This window comes from Gordonia sp. McavH-238-E (genome assembly GCF_022348225.1).
Lineage (GTDB): Bacteria > Actinomycetota > Actinomycetes > Mycobacteriales > Mycobacteriaceae > Gordonia > Gordonia terrae.
Genome location: NZ_JAKRFE010000004.1, coordinates 74,021 through 89,850, shown reverse-complemented (window position 1 = coordinate 89,850; position 15,830 = coordinate 74,021). Strand labels below are relative to the sequence as shown.

16 protein-coding genes are annotated in these 15,830 nt (G+C 70.2%); 8 read left to right on the top strand and 8 right to left on the bottom strand.

The window, feature by feature from the left end:
• Positions 1-27: 27 nt before the first annotated feature.
• The 3 genes from MHN80_RS06755 to MHN80_RS06745 form a co-directional block, all read right to left on the bottom strand.
• Positions 28-1,320, bottom strand: coding sequence for a hypothetical protein (locus MHN80_RS06755; RefSeq protein ID WP_064571601.1), 1,293 nt, complete (start codon positions 1,318-1,320; stop codon positions 28-30).
• Positions 1,321-1,444: 124 nt separating this feature from the next.
• Positions 1,445-2,401, bottom strand: coding sequence for a C40 family peptidase (locus tag MHN80_RS06750; protein ID WP_239400459.1), 957 nt, complete (start codon positions 2,399-2,401; stop codon positions 1,445-1,447).
• Entirely contained in the window at positions 2,398-2,742 is a 345-nt protein-coding gene (locus MHN80_RS06745; protein WP_239400457.1) for a type VII secretion target, read from the bottom strand. Before MHN80_RS06745 ends, MHN80_RS06750 begins: the two co-directional genes overlap by 4 nt.
• 148 nt (positions 2,743-2,890) lie before the next feature.
• On the opposite strand from MHN80_RS06745, the gene upp reads away from it, so the two are divergent.
• On the top strand, positions 2,891-3,520 hold the full coding sequence (gene upp, locus MHN80_RS06740; RefSeq protein WP_239400455.1) for a uracil phosphoribosyltransferase: 630 nt from the start codon (positions 2,891-2,893) through the stop codon (positions 3,518-3,520).
• A 20-nt stretch (positions 3,521-3,540) separates the two neighbouring features.
• Here the strand turns inward: upp and MHN80_RS06735 are convergent, their stop codons facing one another.
• Together MHN80_RS06735 and MHN80_RS06730 are read right to left on the bottom strand one after the other, a co-directional pair.
• The gene (locus MHN80_RS06735) at positions 3,541-4,200 is read right to left on the bottom strand and encodes a hypothetical protein (RefSeq protein WP_239400453.1); all 660 of its coding nucleotides are present in this window, start codon (positions 4,198-4,200) and stop codon (positions 3,541-3,543) included.
• Positions 4,201-4,239: 39 nt separating this feature from the next.
• Positions 4,240-5,043, bottom strand: coding sequence for a purine-nucleoside phosphorylase (locus tag MHN80_RS06730; protein WP_101819078.1), 804 nt, complete (start codon positions 5,041-5,043; stop codon positions 4,240-4,242).
• A gap of 102 nt (positions 5,044-5,145) precedes the next feature.
• On the opposite strand from MHN80_RS06730, the gene MHN80_RS06725 reads away from it, so the two are divergent.
• Both MHN80_RS06725 and MHN80_RS06720 read left to right on the top strand, forming a co-directional pair.
• Positions 5,146-5,844 carry an enoyl-CoA hydratase/isomerase family protein gene (locus MHN80_RS06725; protein ID WP_101819077.1) on the top strand — a complete coding sequence of 233 codons (699 nt, stop codon included), beginning with the start codon at positions 5,146-5,148 and terminating at the stop codon, positions 5,842-5,844.
• Positions 5,844-7,043, top strand: coding sequence for an amidohydrolase (locus MHN80_RS06720; RefSeq protein WP_239400451.1), 1,200 nt, complete (start codon positions 5,844-5,846; stop codon positions 7,041-7,043). Before MHN80_RS06725 ends, MHN80_RS06720 begins: the two co-directional genes overlap by 1 nt.
• A gap of 10 nt (positions 7,044-7,053) precedes the next feature.
• Here MHN80_RS06720 and MHN80_RS06715 read toward each other — a convergent pair whose 3' ends face one another.
• Positions 7,054-7,533, bottom strand: a complete 480-nt coding sequence (locus tag MHN80_RS06715; RefSeq protein WP_004021668.1) for a gamma-glutamylcyclotransferase — start codon at positions 7,531-7,533, stop codon at positions 7,054-7,056.
• A gap of 247 nt (positions 7,534-7,780) precedes the next feature.
• Here MHN80_RS06715 and MHN80_RS06710 point away from each other — a divergent pair, with 247 nt between their 5' ends.
• The 3 genes from MHN80_RS06710 to MHN80_RS06700 all read left to right on the top strand — a co-directional run bounded on the left by MHN80_RS06710 (position 7,781) and on the right by MHN80_RS06700 (position 11,189).
• A complete protein-coding gene (locus tag MHN80_RS06710; RefSeq protein ID WP_239400449.1) occupies positions 7,781-9,184 on the top strand; it encodes an NAD(P)H-quinone dehydrogenase in 1,404 nt (467 codons plus the stop codon).
• A gap of 108 nt (positions 9,185-9,292) precedes the next feature.
• The gene (locus MHN80_RS06705) at positions 9,293-10,714 is read left to right on the top strand and encodes a hypothetical protein (RefSeq protein ID WP_239400447.1); all 1,422 of its coding nucleotides are present in this window, start codon (positions 9,293-9,295) and stop codon (positions 10,712-10,714) included.
• A gap of 34 nt (positions 10,715-10,748) precedes the next feature.
• Positions 10,749-11,189 (top strand): hypothetical protein, encoded by a 441-nt coding sequence (locus tag MHN80_RS06700; RefSeq protein ID WP_064571595.1) that lies wholly within the window; start codon positions 10,749-10,751, stop codon positions 11,187-11,189.
• Between the two features lie 12 nt (positions 11,190-11,201).
• On the opposite strand, the gene glpK is transcribed toward MHN80_RS06700, so the two are convergent.
• Positions 11,202-12,689, bottom strand: a complete 1,488-nt coding sequence (gene glpK, locus MHN80_RS06695; protein ID WP_239400795.1) for a glycerol kinase GlpK — start codon at positions 12,687-12,689, stop codon at positions 11,202-11,204.
• A 76-nt stretch (positions 12,690-12,765) separates the two neighbouring features.
• On the opposite strand from glpK, the gene glpD reads away from it, so the two are divergent.
• Both glpD and MHN80_RS06685 read left to right on the top strand, forming a co-directional pair.
• The gene (gene glpD / locus MHN80_RS06690) at positions 12,766-14,508 is read left to right on the top strand and encodes a glycerol-3-phosphate dehydrogenase (RefSeq protein WP_004021663.1); all 1,743 of its coding nucleotides are present in this window, start codon (positions 12,766-12,768) and stop codon (positions 14,506-14,508) included.
• An 86-nt stretch (positions 14,509-14,594) separates the two neighbouring features.
• Positions 14,595-15,017 carry a pyridoxamine 5'-phosphate oxidase family protein gene (locus MHN80_RS06685; protein WP_239400445.1) on the top strand — a complete coding sequence of 141 codons (423 nt, stop codon included), beginning with the start codon at positions 14,595-14,597 and terminating at the stop codon, positions 15,015-15,017.
• A gap of 16 nt (positions 15,018-15,033) precedes the next feature.
• Here the strand turns inward: MHN80_RS06685 and MHN80_RS06680 are convergent, their stop codons facing one another.
• Positions 15,034-15,825: a DNA-formamidopyrimidine glycosylase family protein gene (locus tag MHN80_RS06680; RefSeq protein WP_239400443.1), complete on the bottom strand. Its 792-nt coding sequence runs from the start codon at positions 15,823-15,825 to the stop codon at positions 15,034-15,036.
• Between the last annotated feature and the right edge of the window lie 5 nt (positions 15,826-15,830).

The window sequence follows — 15,830 nt, the reverse complement described above, 5'->3', positions numbered from 1 at the left end:
GCGTGCGATCGACCGCCGACGGGCCGGTCAGCCTTTCTTGGTGAGGCGGGCCTCGAAGTCGTGCTCGAGCGCGCGCCACGCCTCGGCCTCGTTGTCGAACGGGCCGCTGGGCGCCATCCGCTTGGGGTCGGGGTTGACCGTGTAGTCCACGAACCATCCCAGCGGGGTGGTGGTGCCCAGGGCCTCGGTGACCGTGTTGTCGCCGGCGTAGTCGGCTGCGTCGGTGAACAGTTCGACGGCGAGGTCGAGCTGGTCGCGATCCATGCGACGCGGACCGTCGGCGATGTCGTCGGCCAGGCCGGGCAGCACGTACACGTTGTCGTCGATGACGTCGAATTCGAGAGAGCCGTCGGTCGCCTCGGTGCGGACCTCGTCGAAGGTCGACAGGTCGGCAAGGTCGTGCTCGTTCTCGTCGGCGAGGAATCGCGACAGCGAGCGCGCCGAAGTGAACACGAAGATCTTGCCCTTGCTCCCGAGGAAGACCGGATCGTCGCCGAGGTAGCAGCGGAGAGTGAGGTACTCGCCGGCGCTCGTGACGATCTTGACCGGGTCGATACCGACCGATGCCCAGAAATCGTCGTCGTCGTAGTCGTCCTCGTCGTCATGGTCGTCGTCGACGTGCTCGTCGTCCTCGGTGTCCACGGACTCGTCATCGTCGGTGTCCGCGGCACCGACGATCTCGATGTCGTCGTCGGTGGGCTCGTCCTCGTCCTCCGCGGACGCGGCGGCCTCCAACTCGGCCTCGGCGGTTTCGACGGCCTTCGCATCGACCTTCGGGGTGCTGATGACCCCGTCGATGGCGTCGAGTACGTCGTCCCAGTGCTTGGCGATCAACCGGCCGATGCGGACCCAGAGGTCGGTGCCCTCGCGGCCGTCGAAGTTGCGTGTGCCGGTCGTGACGGCTCCGAGGATCGGGTTGCCGTTGAAGAACTTGGTGACCGGCGTCAGTTCGCAGACCTCGCCGAGGATGCGCACGATCTCGAGAGCGTCCTCGAGCTCGGCGATGACCTCCGGCGTCGGATCCTCGGCGGCGAGCTCGGGCACACCGACGAGGTCGTAGCTGTGGCGCTCATCGGGGACCAGTTCCTCGGCCTGCACACCGACCACCGTCGACCAGGCGGGATGCTCGACGAGGTCGTTGTCCTCATTGGTCCGGATGAAGGCGGCGAGCTCGGCGACGCCGGGCAGTACGTACAGGTCCTCGTCGAGTCCGAGGAAGGCCTCCCACTCGTCATCGCCCTCACGCCAGCGGGGTGCCCACAGGGTGAAGCTGTTTCCGTCGGTGAGTCCGAGCTCAATCGGGACGATGTCTCCGGCCATGGGGACACAGCCTAGCGATCGTCGACGGCGAATCCAGTAGTGCCCCCACAGACGGTCGGTGGTGTGCCGACGACATTTCCGTGAACTCGGCGGGCCGGTGTCGGACATGAGCGGCCCCGGGTGCTCACCGCGGCCGGAAGAAGCCCTCGAACGCCTGGTCGAGGTTGGCGGTCCGCACCGGCGAGACGCCGACTGGGTCACCGGCTTCCACCATCTGACCGTTCCCGATGTACATGGCGACGTGCCCGGACCACACCGCGAGATCCCCGGGTTGCAGTTGCGACTGCGACACCTGGTGGCCTGCGGTGTCCTGGTCCTGGGCGAGGCGGGGTAGCTCGAGTCCGGCCTGACGGTAGGCCCACTGGGTGAAGCCGCTGCAGTCGAATCCGTCCGGCGTGGTGCCGCCCCAGACGTAGGGGACCCCGCGTTGACTGAGCGCGGCCCGCACCGCGGTCGCCGCTCGTTGATTCGGTGCGTAGGCGACCGAGCCGTCGGGCAGCGTGATCGGTATGCCGCCGGAGGTCGGGCCCGCCGACGGTCGCTCGTTCCCGTGGGCGACGCCGGTCACCTCGGCGGGAGCCGTCCGCCGGCTCAGCGCGGCCAGCGCCTCGGTGTCCGAACCGAGCTCGGCGCGAGCGCGAGCCACGATCTGCACGCCCCGGCCGAGGTGCTCGACGGCGATGGGCAGAAGCGTGAGAAGCCCTGTCGGCCCGACCAGTCCGCCGCCGAGGTCGCGGACATGCCGTTCCAAAGAGTCCACCAGTCCGTTCAGTCCGGTCGACGCGGCGTGCACGGTGCGACTCGCGTCGTCGACGAGCCGGCCGAACTCGGCGGCGCAGTCGGTGAGTCCGCCGAGCTGCTGCTGGATCGCCACCGTCGCGTCCTCGGCACCCGCCGCACCCGCCCCGTCCCAGCGGGTGCGGACCGATTCGGTGGCAGACATCGATCGGCGGCGTACCGATTCGACGGCGGCCGCGTCCGTCTGGACCCGCTCGACGGGGTTGCCCGGTGCCAGGACGCCGGTGCCCAGCGCGACGAGGAGCTGACGCAACGGCTCGATGAGGAGTTCGACGGCGATCACAGCGTCAGCTCACTGTGCGCCATGACCCCGTCGGCAGCCGCGCAGTCGCAGTCGGCGTAGGACGCGGCTGCCGAGCTCGTGGTGGACCCCACGCGCTCCTCACGCCTCGCCGCGGCCTCGAGACTCCGGCGATGCAGCGCGAGGAACTCGACGACGGCGGTGAGGAACTCGATCCCGATCAGTCCGAAGGTGATGGCGAGGTCCACCACGGCGGCCTCGTCGCTGCCGGCCTCGCCGTCGAGCATCCGGGCGTTGGTGCGGTGTACGTCGGAGAAATCGTGCAGCGCAGAGGGATCGGCCGACAGGCGGTTGCCGGCCGAGAGACCTGGACGGGCAGGCATGGGATCGGGGAGCGAAGAGGACGGGCTCATGGGATTCAGACGCGGCGCGCCCGAGATGGGTTCCATCGAATTTCGAGCGCATGACGACGGGTGGGCCGGACTCGCCCACGGGGCACGCCGCCTCTGCGGAGGAAATAGGGTGGTGAGCATGGAGTCCTTGATCGTCGACCATCCCCTCGCGGCCGCACGGCTGACCACCATGCGCGACAAGACCACCGACAACGCCGGATTCCGGGCCGCGCTGTCCGACCTGACCCAGATGCTGATCTACGAGGCGCTCGCCGGCGCGCCCCGAGCCGATGTCGCGATCGACACACCGCTGACGGCGCACACGGGTTCGAGGCTGGCATCCCCGCCCCTGCTGGTGCCGGTGTTGCGTGCCGGACTCGGCATGGTGGAGCAGGCGCACGCGATGGTCCCCGAGGCGCATGTCGGTTTCGTCGGTCTGGCCCGCGACGAGGAGACCGCGCAACCGGTGCCCTACCTGGAGTCGCTGCCCGAGAACCTGGCGGGACGCCCGGTGTTCGTCCTCGATCCGATGCTCGCCACCGGTGGTTCGATGCTGCACACGATCGAACTCCTGGTGGCCCGCAATGCCACCGACATCACTGCGGTGTGCGTTGTCGCCGCCCCGGAAGGTGTTGCCGCGCTGGAGGAATCGGGGCATCCGTGCCGGCTCGTGGTTGCCGCGGTCGATGACGGTCTCAACGAGGTCAACTACATCGTGCCGGGCCTCGGCGACGCCGGGGACCGTCAGTTCGGTCCGCGCTACTCCTAGCGGTCCGACGACGCCGAGCCTCAACCGGGCAGTGACCAGTAGGCCAGCATCGGCTCCTCGGCCAGGACGGTCCCGCCCTCGACGATGGTGAGGCTCGTCGGCGAGACGAGGTAGCGGACCGCGCCGTTGCGGGCTTCGAAGGTGTCGCCGGTGCGGGTCGGGAACTGCACCTCGATCCCGCCTTCGGGTGCGAGACCCTTGTAGTACCAGCGCCCGGTCTGGGTGCCGACCTGACAGATCACGACGCGCGACCGCGAGGTCTGCCCGACGACGACTGCGGGGTCGCCCGCGGCGTTGCAACGGGGGCCGGTCGTGAACCCCTGCCAATCCGCGCCCGAGACACCGGGGGTGGGCCGGTCGGGTGTCGGCGACGTCGTGGTGGTCGTCGTGGGGGGCGCGGCGGTCGGTGTCGCCGTCTCGGCGGATCGGGTGACGGTGCTCGTGAAGGTCGAGGCGGACGGCTGTCCGCCGTCAGCGGTGTCGCGGTCGGCGGACTCGTCGTCCGCGGGGATCAACAGCAGCGCCGCGAGCACGCCCACGACCACCAGCAGCACACCCGCGCCGATCGCCACCAGCACCGCGGGCGACGACCACGGCGACCGGGGCGGCCCCGGGGGAACCGGGCCCGACGGGTAACCGCCCTGGGGGTGGCCGCCGGGACCGGTCGGTGGATAGCTCATGTCGCTCCTTCGGTTCGGCCGGCGGACATCGGTGCGGTTCTACAGTTCGCCGATGATCTGTGCCAGCAGCTCACCCATCCGGGTCGCCGACGCGCGTCCCACCTCGAGAACCTCGGCATGGCTCAGGTGTTCGCCGGTCATGCCGGCGGCGAGGTTGGTGACCAGCGAGATGCCGAGCACGTCGAGCCCGGCGGCCCGGGCGGCGATGGTCTCGTGGACGGTCGACATCCCGACCAGGTCGGCACCCATCGTCCGCAGCATCCGGATCTCGGCGGGGGTCTCGTAGTGCGGGCCGGGCAGTCCGGCGTAGACACCCTCGGCGAGTCCCGGGTCGATACCGCGCGCGATGTCCCGCAGCCGCGGTGAATACGCGTCGACCAGGTCGACGAACCGAGCGCCCACCAGGGGGGAGCGGGCCGTGAGGTTCAGGTGGTCGGAGATGAGGACGGGTTGCCCGACCGACATGTCCGCGCGCAGGCCACCCGCCGCATTGGTGAGCACGACGGTGTGGACACCGGCTGCCGCGGCGGTGCGGACCGGGTGGACCACGCGGGCGAGGTCGTGTCCCTCATAGGCGTGAATCCGCCCCAGCATCAACAGGACCCGCCGATCACCGATCCGGACGGAGTGGACGACGCCGCCGTGGCCGGCGGCCGCGGGTGGGGCGAAACCGGGGATCGACGCCATCGGCAACGAGCGGATGGGCCTGCCGAAGGCCTCGGCCGCGGGGGACCAGCCCGATCCCAGGATGACGGCGACATCGTGTGCGGCGGCGTCGGTCTCGGCGGCGATCGTGGCCGCGGCGACGATGGCTGCGGCGTCTGCGTCGACGGTGGGGTCCATGCGCCAACCCTAAACCGTTCCGCAGCCCGCACGACCCCGTGACGGCGGTGCGCCGACCGATCGGGTCGGCGACGACGACACCGGGGGCGATAAGGTCGGGACATGCCATTTCTGAACGATGCCGGGGAGGTCGTCGAACTCCATCTCGGAGCGCGCGGTGAGGAGATCAGCGAGTCCAATCCGGAGAACCGGTTCCGGGTGGAATGGTTGGACGAGGTCGAGCGGCTGCTGGACGAGGTCGTCGCCGCCCCGACGCGTCCGCTGGTGATCACCGCCACCGGGAAGTATTTCTCGAACGGACTGGACACCGATCACATCTTCGCCGCCCCCGATCAGCTGCCCGCCTACCTCGACCGTGTCCACGCGCTGTACGCGAAGGTCCTCACCCTGCCGGTCCCCACGGTCTGTGCCGTGAACGGGCACGCCTTCGGTGCGGGCGCCATGCTCGCGCTGTGCACCGACCACGTCCTCATGCGCACCGAGCGCGGATTCTGGTCGCTGCCCGAGGCCGCCCTCAGCATGCCCTTCACCCGCGGGATGGCCACCCTGCTGCGCACTCGCCTCACCGACCGCACCGCGACCGAGGCGATGTACACGAGCCGCCGATACGGTGCCGACGACGCGGTCGGCGCGGGGATCGTGGACGAGGCCGTCGGTGCCGAACACCTCACGGCCCGGGCCGCCGAGATCGCCGGCGCCCGCGCCGCGACCGTTGGCGCCAATCTCGCACTGATCAAACGCGGACTGCGCGCACCCCTGCTCGACGATCTCGCGCGTCCGACCCCGCCCGGGGTCTTCTGATGTCGGCCGCGGGAGCGGGTTTCGCCGCGGCGGGCGATCCCATCGACTCGTGGCTCGCCGAACACGGCACCGACCTCATCGCGTGGCGCCGCGAGATCCACGCGCATCCGGAGTTGTCCCGGCAGGAGGTGCGCACCACCGAGTTGGTGATGAGCGAACTCACCGCCGCCGGGCTCGACCCGCGTCGACTGCCGTTGGGTACCGGCGTCGTGTGCGACCTGGGACCCGCCGGTGAGCCTCGGATCGCCCTGCGCGCGGACATGGATGCTCTGCCGGTCACCGAACACACCGGACTGCCGTTCACCTCGTCGGTGGAGGGCGCGTCGCATTCGTGCGGGCACGATGCGCACACGGCCATCCTGATCGGCGTCGCGAAACTGCTCGCCGCGGCCGAACCGCTGCCCGTCGGTGTCCGGTTGATCTTCCAGGCGGCCGAGGAGGTCATGCCCGGTGGCGCCCTCGACGCCATCGAGGCCGGGGTCATCAGCGGTCTCGGCCGCATCTTCGCCCTTCACTGCGATCCGCGACTGCCGGTGGGCACGGTCGGGCTGCGGTCCGGCCCGTTGACCTCCGCGGCGGACCACATCGATCTGCAACTGCATTCCGCAGGCGGGCACACGTCACGCCCACATCTGACCGGGGACCTGATCTACGCGATGGGCACCGTGATCACCGGACTGCCCGGGGTGCTGTCGCGTCGCGTGGACCCGCGGTCGGGGACGGTGATGGTGTGGGGCGCGGCCAACGCCGGCAGTGCTGCCAACGCGATCCCGCAGGAGGGACGCATGCGCGGGACGGTCCGCACCGGTGACCACACCACCTGGGCCGAACTCGAACCGCTGGTTCGCAGCGTCGTCGGTGAACTCCTGGCACCGCTCGGTGTCCGCTACGACCTCTCGTACTTCCGTGGCGTGCCGCCGGTCGTCAACGACGAGATCGCGGTCGCGATGTTCGAGCGTTCGGTCGCCGCGATCGGGCCCAGGGCCATCGCGGACACGCCGCAGTCGCCCGGTGGGGAGGACTTCTCCTGGTATCTCGAACAGGTGCCCGGAGCGATGGCCCGTCTGGGCGTGTGGGACGGGTTCGGCCCGCAGGTCGATCTGCATGCGCCGAACTTCGACCTCGACGAGCGTGCCCTCGCGATCGGCGTCCGTGCACTCGCCGGGATCGTGCTGAACGCGACGAGCGCGGCCGGTTAGTCAGCGTCGGCTACTCCGCGGGACCCGGGCCGGGACCGACGTTCCGCGACTCGCGCAGTCGCAGATCCTGCACGTATTCGGCGGGTGCACCCGCGATCTCGGCGGCCTCGGCCATGACGCCCAGATAGCGCGCCGAGGGAAGTCCGCCCTCGAATGCGTCGAGGACGTAGAGCCAGGCGAGGACCGGACCGTCCGCCGTGTCGACGCGGGCCCGGATCTTGCGGTGGATGCCGAGTTCGGAGCCCTCCCACCGGTCGAGGAGGTCCTCGTCCTCGGTGGTGACGTCGTAGAGAACCACGAACACCCGCGCGTCGGGATCGTCGCGGTCCTCGGTCACCGTGGCCAGCGACCCCTCCCAGCCGATGTCGCCGCCCCCGAAGGTCAGACGCCAGCCCCGAAGCCATCCGGTGCCCGACATCGGCGAGTGCGGCGCGCGCTCGGCCATCTGCTCGGGATGCATGTTGGATCCGTAGGCGGCATAGATGGGCACGGAAGGAGCCTAGATGGTCGTCGCCGAGTCCGGAAGGCGACACCGTCGCCCCGGCGGTGTGTGCGACCACGTTCACACCGCCGCACCCGCACGACTAGTTTGGTAGGCGGCGGACACGGGGTCGACCGTCTCGCCGACCCGAGGGAACGCACCACCCCGCGCTCCCCGTCGAGCTACAACACGCAGCCGGACGCCGCATCCCCACAAAGGATGGCGCGACGACCCGGCGTGGAGAACAGGAGTGACAGTGACCAGGATCGTCATCATCGGCGGTGGACCCGCGGGTTACGAGGCGGCGCTCGCGGCGGCCGCCTACGGCGCCGACATCACGGTGATCGATTCGGACGGGATCGGCGGTGCCTGCGTGTTGTGGGACTGCGTGCCGTCCAAGACCTTCATCGCGTCCACCGGCATCCGCACCGAAGTCCGGCGAGCTGTCGACCTGGGAATCAACATCAAGACCGACGACACCTCGGTCACGCTCCCGCAGATCCACCAGCGGGTCCGCGACCTCGCGTTCGCGCAGTCCGCGGACATCCGCTCACGGCTCATCAGCGAGGGAGTCAATCTCGTCGCCGGTAGTGCGGTGCTCGACGAACGGCAGGTCGGCGTCTCGACACACAGCGTCGTCGCGACGCTGGCCGACGGGACCACCGAACGCTACGACGGCGACGTGGTGCTGTTGGCGACGGGAGCGTCGCCGCGCGTCCTGGACGACGCCCGGCCCGATGGCGAGCGCATCCTCACCTGGCGTCAGCTCTACGACCTCGAGGAACTGCCCGAACACCTCATCGTGATCGGCTCGGGCGTCACCGGCGCCGAGTTCGTCCACGCCTACACCGAACTGGGCGTGAAGGTGACGCTGGTGTCGAGCCGCGACCGGGTGCTCCCGCACGAGGACGAGGATGCGGCCCTGGTCCTCGAGGACGCGCTCGCCGAGCGTGGCGTCGAACTGGTCAAGCACGCCCGCGCCGACAAGGTAGAGCGCCACGGCGACTCGGTCACCGCGCACCTGGCCGACGGGTCGACCGTCACCGGCAGTCACGTGCTGATGACCGTCGGTTCGGTCCCGAACACCACCGACCTGGGGCTCGACCGCGCCGGCGTCGCCGTCGGCAAGGGCGGCTACATCGAGGTCGACCGGGTGTCCCGCACATCGGTCGCCGGGATCTATGCGGCGGGTGACTGCACCGGTCTGTTCCCGCTCGCCTCGGTGGCGGCCATGCAGGGCCGCATCGCGATGTATCACGCCCTCGGCGAGGGCGTGAGCCCGATCAAGCTGAAAACCGTTGCCTCCGCGATCTTCACACGCCCCGAGATCGCGACGGTGGGGGTGTCGCAGAACGCGATCGACACCGGCGAGTACCCGGCCCGCACCGTGATGCTGCCGTTGGCCACCAACCCGCGCGCCAAGATGAGCGGTCTTCGGCGGGGCTTCGTGAAGATCTTCTGCCGGCCGGCCACCGGCGTGGTCATCGGCGGTGTCGTGGTGGCACCGAATGCCTCCGAACTGATCCTGCCCATCGCCCTCGCGGTGCAGAACAAGCTCACGGTCGGCGACCTCGCGCAGACCTTCTCGGTGTACCCGTCGCTGACCGGGTCGATCACCGAGGCCGCGCGCCAGCTGGTGCGCCACGACGACTTGGACTGAGTCGGGCCTTCCGCTGTGCACAGGCGGTGCCGGTGTTCACCGCGGCCGGGGATGCCACGGTAGGGTCGGACGAATTCGTTCGTCCCGGCCAGCGACCAAGGGGGTGTCGTGACCTCGCCGGAGGAGTCCTACAACACCCACGGCAGTCGCAACGAGCGCATGTTCGACGGCGACCGCACGCAGTGGGCCGGTATGAGCATCGACGAGATCCTCGACGTCCTGAGCACCATGGAACCGGGACGTGCGAGTGGTGACGTCCAGACGATCCTGACGGCGATCGAGTCCGTCCGGCGAGCGGCCGAACGGATGCATGCGATGTTCGGCGACAGCATGCTGGGGCTGGCGTCCGACGCGGCGCTGGAAGCGGGCCGGTCACTGTCCGCTGATCTGGCAACGACGTCGGACACCGCGAGCCGGATCGGTGATGCGCTGACCGGTGCGACGGGCATCCTCGGGTCGGCGCGCGGCCAGGAGGGACGGCTGCGCGAGTTGCAGCAGCACATCCGGGACCACCCCGAGGACGCCCCCACGGTGCGGCATGAGGCCGATCGAACCATGACGGGCGCGTACTCGTCGCCGATGATCGGGCTGCAGCACTCTCTCCCGCACGATCCGTCCGGCGCGAACGGGGTCACCGGCGGCCTCGGGTCAGCAGCGGCCGATGTGCCGTCCGGCACCGGGGGCTCTGGGTCGGATGCCGCGCGGGGCCAGGCGGGCAACACCGTGGATGCCGGTGACTTCGGCCGCCCGGCATCCTCCGGTGTGCCGGTGCCGGCCGGGGCGGCCGGGCCACCGCCGGGAGGTGGCGGCCCGGGTTCGTCGACGACGCCGGCGGGTCCGGCAGGTCCGCCGTCGGGCCCCGCGGGACGCGGTGGCACCGATGGGTCCGACGGCCTCGTGCGTGGTGGTCGTGCGACCCCCGATTCGACGCCACGAGGTGCGGCGACCTCGGGATCGCATCGTGGCGTGGGCCCCGACGGGACCGGGGAGTCCGGTTCCCGCGGAGGCGCTCCGGGCAGCGGCGTCGGATCGGGTGTCCCCGCGTCGATGGCCACGCCCGCCGTCCTGACTCCCGGGGCGCTGCCACCACCGCTCTCGGCCCCGTCCGCCACTCCGACACCGGCGTCCCCGACGGCCGGCGCACCCACATCGGCAACCCCGGCCGGCCCGGTCGGCCAGCGCCCCGCGGGGATGCCACCCGCCGGCATGCCGGGTGGCGGCCGGCGCCCCGGGGCGGACGACGCCCCCCACCGCGCCGCGCCATACCTGCACAACCGGGCACACGGGGCGGAGATCGTCGGCGACATGCCGCTCGTGGGTCCGCCCGTCATCGGCGACTGGATCCGGCAGGCGTTCCCGACAGTCCCCGAACCGCGCCCGGCCGATCCCGGCGAGACCTCGTCCCCGCGGTCCGCCCCGCCCCGCGACGCCGATTCCCCTGACGGCAACGGCACTGCAGCGCAACCGGTTTCGAACGACGACCGAACGACCGCGGACGGTCCGGTCCCCGCGAGACCGGAGCCGGTGTGATCGGGAAGTCCCGCAGGCGACGACGGGTGACACCGTGCTGAGGCGTGTCGACCGGCTGCCCGGCGGCGTCGCCCGACTCGTCGATGCGGTCCCGGACGAAGACCTCACCGCGTGTCTGCACCTCATCGTCGCCACCGTTCTGGATGTGACGGCGGTGTCGACGCCCGAGATCCGGGAGATCATCGGCCAGTGGCGTCGGCAGGGCGGTACGACGGCGGCGGGGATCGCCCGGCTCCGTCTCGTCGCGGCCCAACACGACTTCGACGCGTTCGCGCATCAGCGCCGCGGCGACGTCGGCGCCCAGCGCGAGAGCTTCCGGCGCGCCCGCGCCGTCGATTGCGCGGTCGCGGCGATGTCGACGTCGGCCGCCGGCGAATCACCCCGCGACGCGCTCCGCGACACGGCATACGAGGCCGCGGCCGCGCTCGGCGGGAGTGCCGGCGTGGTCGCCGTCCTCGCCGACCACGTGGTGTGAGGGGCGGCCCCGTCAGGTCAGGCCGAAGCTGTGCTCGACCGCCCGGTTCCACCCCGCATAGAGGCGGTCGCGTTCGTCCGCATCCATCCCCGGCTCCCACCGCTTGTCCTCGGCCCAGTTGGCGCGGATGTCGTCCTCGCTCTCCCAGAAGCCCACCGCCAGCCCGGCCGCGTAGGCCGCGCCGAGGGCGGTCGTCTCGTTGACGACCGGGCGCACGACGGGTACGTCCAGGATGTCGGCCTGGAACTGCATGAGCAGTTCGTTCACCACCATCCCGCCGTCGACCTTCAGCGTCGACAGGTCCACCCCGGAGTCGGCCTGCATCGCCTCGATGACCTCACGCGTCTGGAAAGCGCTGGCCTCCAGCGCCGCTCGCGCGATGTGGCCCTTGTCCGCGAACCGGGTCAGACCCACGATGACGCCACGGGCATCGGAGCGCCAGCGCGGTGCGAAGAGTCCGGAGAACGCCGGGACGAAGTAGACGCCGCCGTTGTCGTCGACCCCGCCGGCCAGTTTCTCGACCTCGGACGCCTGCGAGAACAGCCCGAGGTTGTCGCGCAGCCACTGGATGAGCGAACCGGTCACCGCGATCGAGCCCTCGAGTGCGTATCGTGCGGGCTGCTCGCCGATGCGGTAGCAGACGGTGGTGAGCAGTCCGTGCTCGCTGAAGACCGGCTCGGTGCCGGTGTTGAGGAGCAGGAAGTTGCCGGTCCCGTAGGTGTTCTTGGCCTCGCCCGGTTCGAGGCAGGCCTGGCCGAAGGTCGCGGCCTGCTGGTCGCCGAGGATGCCGGCGAGCGGTACCCCGGGGAGGGGGCCGTTGCCCCGGAGGGCGCCGAAATCGCCTGAGGAACTCCTGATCTCGGGCAGCATGGCCATCGGGATGCCCATCTCGGCGCAGATGTCGGCGTCCCAGGTCTGGGTCCGCAGGTCCATCAACATGGTGCGCGATGCGTTGGTGACATCCGTGACGTGCCGGCCGCCGTCCACCCCGCCGGTCATGTTCCAGGCCATCCAGGAGTCCATTGTGCCGAAACACAATTCACCGTTCTCGGCGCGTTCGCGGAGGCCGTCGACGGAATCGAGGAGCCAGCGGGCCTTCGGGCCGGCGAAGTAGGTCGACAACGGCAGGCCGGTGCGATCGCGGAACCGGTCCATGCCGACATCTCCGGCCAGCTCGGTGCACAGATCATCGGTTCGCGTGTCCTGCCACACGATGGCGTTGTGCACCGGCTTGCCGGTGTCGCGCTCCCAGATCACGGTGGTCTCGCGCTGATTGGTGAGGCCGCAGGCGACGATGTCCTTCGCGGTCAGTTCGGCCGACGCGAGGGCAGCGGCGCCGACGCGCCGGGTGTTACGCCAGATCTCGGCGGCGTCGTGCTCGACCCAGCCCGCGCGCGGGAAGATCTGTTCGTGTTCGAGCTGCTCGACGCCGACGACGCGCCCCTTGTGATCGAAGATCATCGCCCGGGTCGAGGTGGTGCCCTGGTCGATCGCCGCCACATATTTGCCTGACCTACCCACGCCGGACAGTGTCGCACGCTGTCCGACTCGCCGAGATCAATTAGGCTCGGCAACCATGAACACCGAGTTCAACCCGGACCGGCCGGCCGACATGGGGCCCCTCTACCGCGCCGAGGCGTGGCGGAGATTCGGGGAGGAGCAGTTCGACGTCGTGGTCATCGGCGGCGGCGTGGTGGGCGTCGGCGCCGCACTCGACGCGGCGACGCGCGGCCTGCGGGTGGCGCTCGTGGAGGCGCGCGACATCGCCTCGGGCACGTCGAGCCGGTCGTCGAAGATGTTCCACGGTGGGCTCCGTTATCTCGAGCAGCTCGAATTCGGGCTCGTGCGTGAGGCTCTGCGCGAACGCGAGTTGTCGCTGCGGTTCCTCGCCCCGCACCTGGTGAAGCCCCTGCCGTTCCTGTATCCGCTCACGCAACGTGTCTGGGAGCGGCCCTACGTCGGAGCCGGCATCTTCCTCTACGACCGGATGGGTGGCGCCAAGTCCGTTCCCGGACAACGGCATGTCACGCGATCGGGCGCGCTGCGCGTGGCGCCGGCACTCAAACGCAACTCGCTGATCGGCGGGATCCGGTACTACGACACGGTCGTCGACGACGCTCGCCACAGCCTCACGGTTGCCCGCACGGCGGCCAACTACGGGGCGGTCATCCGGACCTCCACCCAGGTGATCGGATTCCTGCGCGAGTCCGACCGCGTTCTCGGAGTCCGGGTGCGCGACACCGAGAACGGCGACGTCACGGAGATCCGTGCGCACTGTGTGATCAATGCCGCCGGGGTGTGGACCGACGAGGTGCAGGCGCTGTCCAGACAGCGCGGGCACTTCAAGGTCCGCGCCTCCAAAGGGGTGCACATCGTGGTGCCCCGCGACCGCATCGTCAGCGAGACCGCGATCATCCTGCGCACCGCCAACTCGGTGCTGTTCGTCATCCCGTGGGAGACGCACTGGATCATCGGCACCACCGACACCGACTGGAACCTCGACCTCGCGCATCCGGCCGCCACCCGCGCCGACATCGACTACATCCTCGAACGCGTCAACGAGGTCCTCGTGACCAAGCTGACCCACGACGACATCGAAGGTGTGTACGCGGGACTGCGTCCGTTGCTCGCCGGTGAGGACGACGAGACCTCGAAGCTGTCGCGCGAGCACGCGGTCGCGACCGTTGCACCCGGTCTCGTGTCGATCGCGGGCGGCAAGTACACCACCTACCGGGTGATGGCCGCCGACGCCGTGGACGCCTGCAACGACTTCATCCCCACCCGCGTCGCGCCGTCGATCACCGAACGGGTCCCGCTGCTCGGCGCCGACGGCTACTTCGCGCTCATCAACCAGTGCGAGCACCTGGGGCAGCGTTTCGGCTTGCACCCGTATCGCATTCGGCGGTTGCTCAACCGGTACGGCTCACTGATCGACGACGTGCTCTACTACGCCGACGGTGACAAGAGCCTGCTGCAGCCGCTCGCCGCGGCGCCGCAGTATCTGCGCGTCGAGGTGGTGTATGCGGCGGTCGACGAGGCGGCGCTGCATCTCGAAGACGTGCTCGCCCGCCGCACCCGTATCGCCATCGAGTACTCCCACCGCGGGGTCGACTGCGCCGACGAGGTGGCCGACCTGCTCGCGCCGTTGCTCGGCTGGACCACCGAGCAACGCGACTTCGAGGTCGCGACCTACATCGCGCGGGTGGAGGCCGAGGTGGCCTCCCAGCAGCAGCCCGATGACGACTCCGCCGACGCACTACGCGCCGCGGCGCCCGAGGCGCGCGCCGAGATCCTGGAGCCGGTGCCCGTTCCGAAGTGACGGCGGCCCGGTCAAGTCGGGACGTTGGCCTCTGTCCCTGCCCCTGATCGCGCGGCACGATCGGGGTGGGGGAGAAGGAGACGGTCATGGTCGACGAATCGGTTCGGGTACTCACCCCCGACGAGGCCTGGAAGCTGTTGGGAGCCGCTGATTTCGGCAGGCTCGCCCTGAGTGTCGACGGTCAACCCGACATCTTCCCGGTGAACTTCCACGCGATCGACGGCCGCATCCTGCTGCGGTCCGGCGAGGGCACCAAATTGTCGGAGCTGGCGGTGAATTCGCGGGTGGCGTTCGAGACCGACGGACACACCGACGCCGACGGCTGGAGCGTGGTCGCCAAGGGGACGGCGCGGATCCTCGTGTCGTTCCACGAGATCGAGGCGGCCGACCAGCTTCCGCTGCGACCCTGGATCGCAACGATGAAGTACCACTACGTGGAGATCACGGTCGACTCGATCACGGCCCGCCGCTTCGAGTTCGGGCCCGAGCCCGAGCGCTACCCCGTGTGAGGGGGCCGCGGCCGCCTCAGATCTGACACCGGGGACACCAGTAGACCGAGCGCTCCCCGCCGGGGGATTCGTGTTCGCCGCGCTTCACCGGGGTCGCACAGCGCCGGCACAACCGACCGTGACGGCCGTACACCCACATCCGCGCGTTGGGTGAGGTGTTGCCCGTGGTGGTGCGCGCCGAGCGCATCCGGTTGGCCCACAGGAGGCGCCGGCTGAGATCGACCACCGGGCCGAGATCCACCTCGCCCACCGGCCGGGTGGGGAGGACACGGCGGAGGAAGCAGATCTCACTGCGGAAGACGTTGCCGATCCCCGCGATCAGGCGTTGATCGAGGAGTGCCGACCCGATGGTCTCGTCGGGGTGCGCGGCGAGTCGCCGGATCGCCTCCTCACGATCGAAGTCGTCGGCGAGCAGGTCGGGACCGAGGTAGGCGAGCGCCGCGTCCGGGTCGGCGAGGAGTTCGAGGACCCCCAGGTCGAAACCCACGGCCTCGTGGTCGGCAGTTCGCAGGACCGCACGCGCTTGATAGGCGGGCCGCCGCCACCGTTGCCCGCGAGGATGAACGTGCCAGGCCCCCTCCATCTTCAGGTGCGAGTGGATGCTGACGGCGTCGCCGGCTCCCGGGCTGCTCTCGGCGACGTCGATCAGCAGATGTTTGCCCACCGAGCGCACCGCCGACACCTCCCGTCCGGAGAGATCCGCGGTCGCCAGTGACGGGATGCGGAAGTCCGACGACTCGAGCACGCGACCGGCGAGACCGGCCCGCAGACGCGCCGCGGCGGCGAAGACGGTGTCGCCCTCAGGCATCGCTC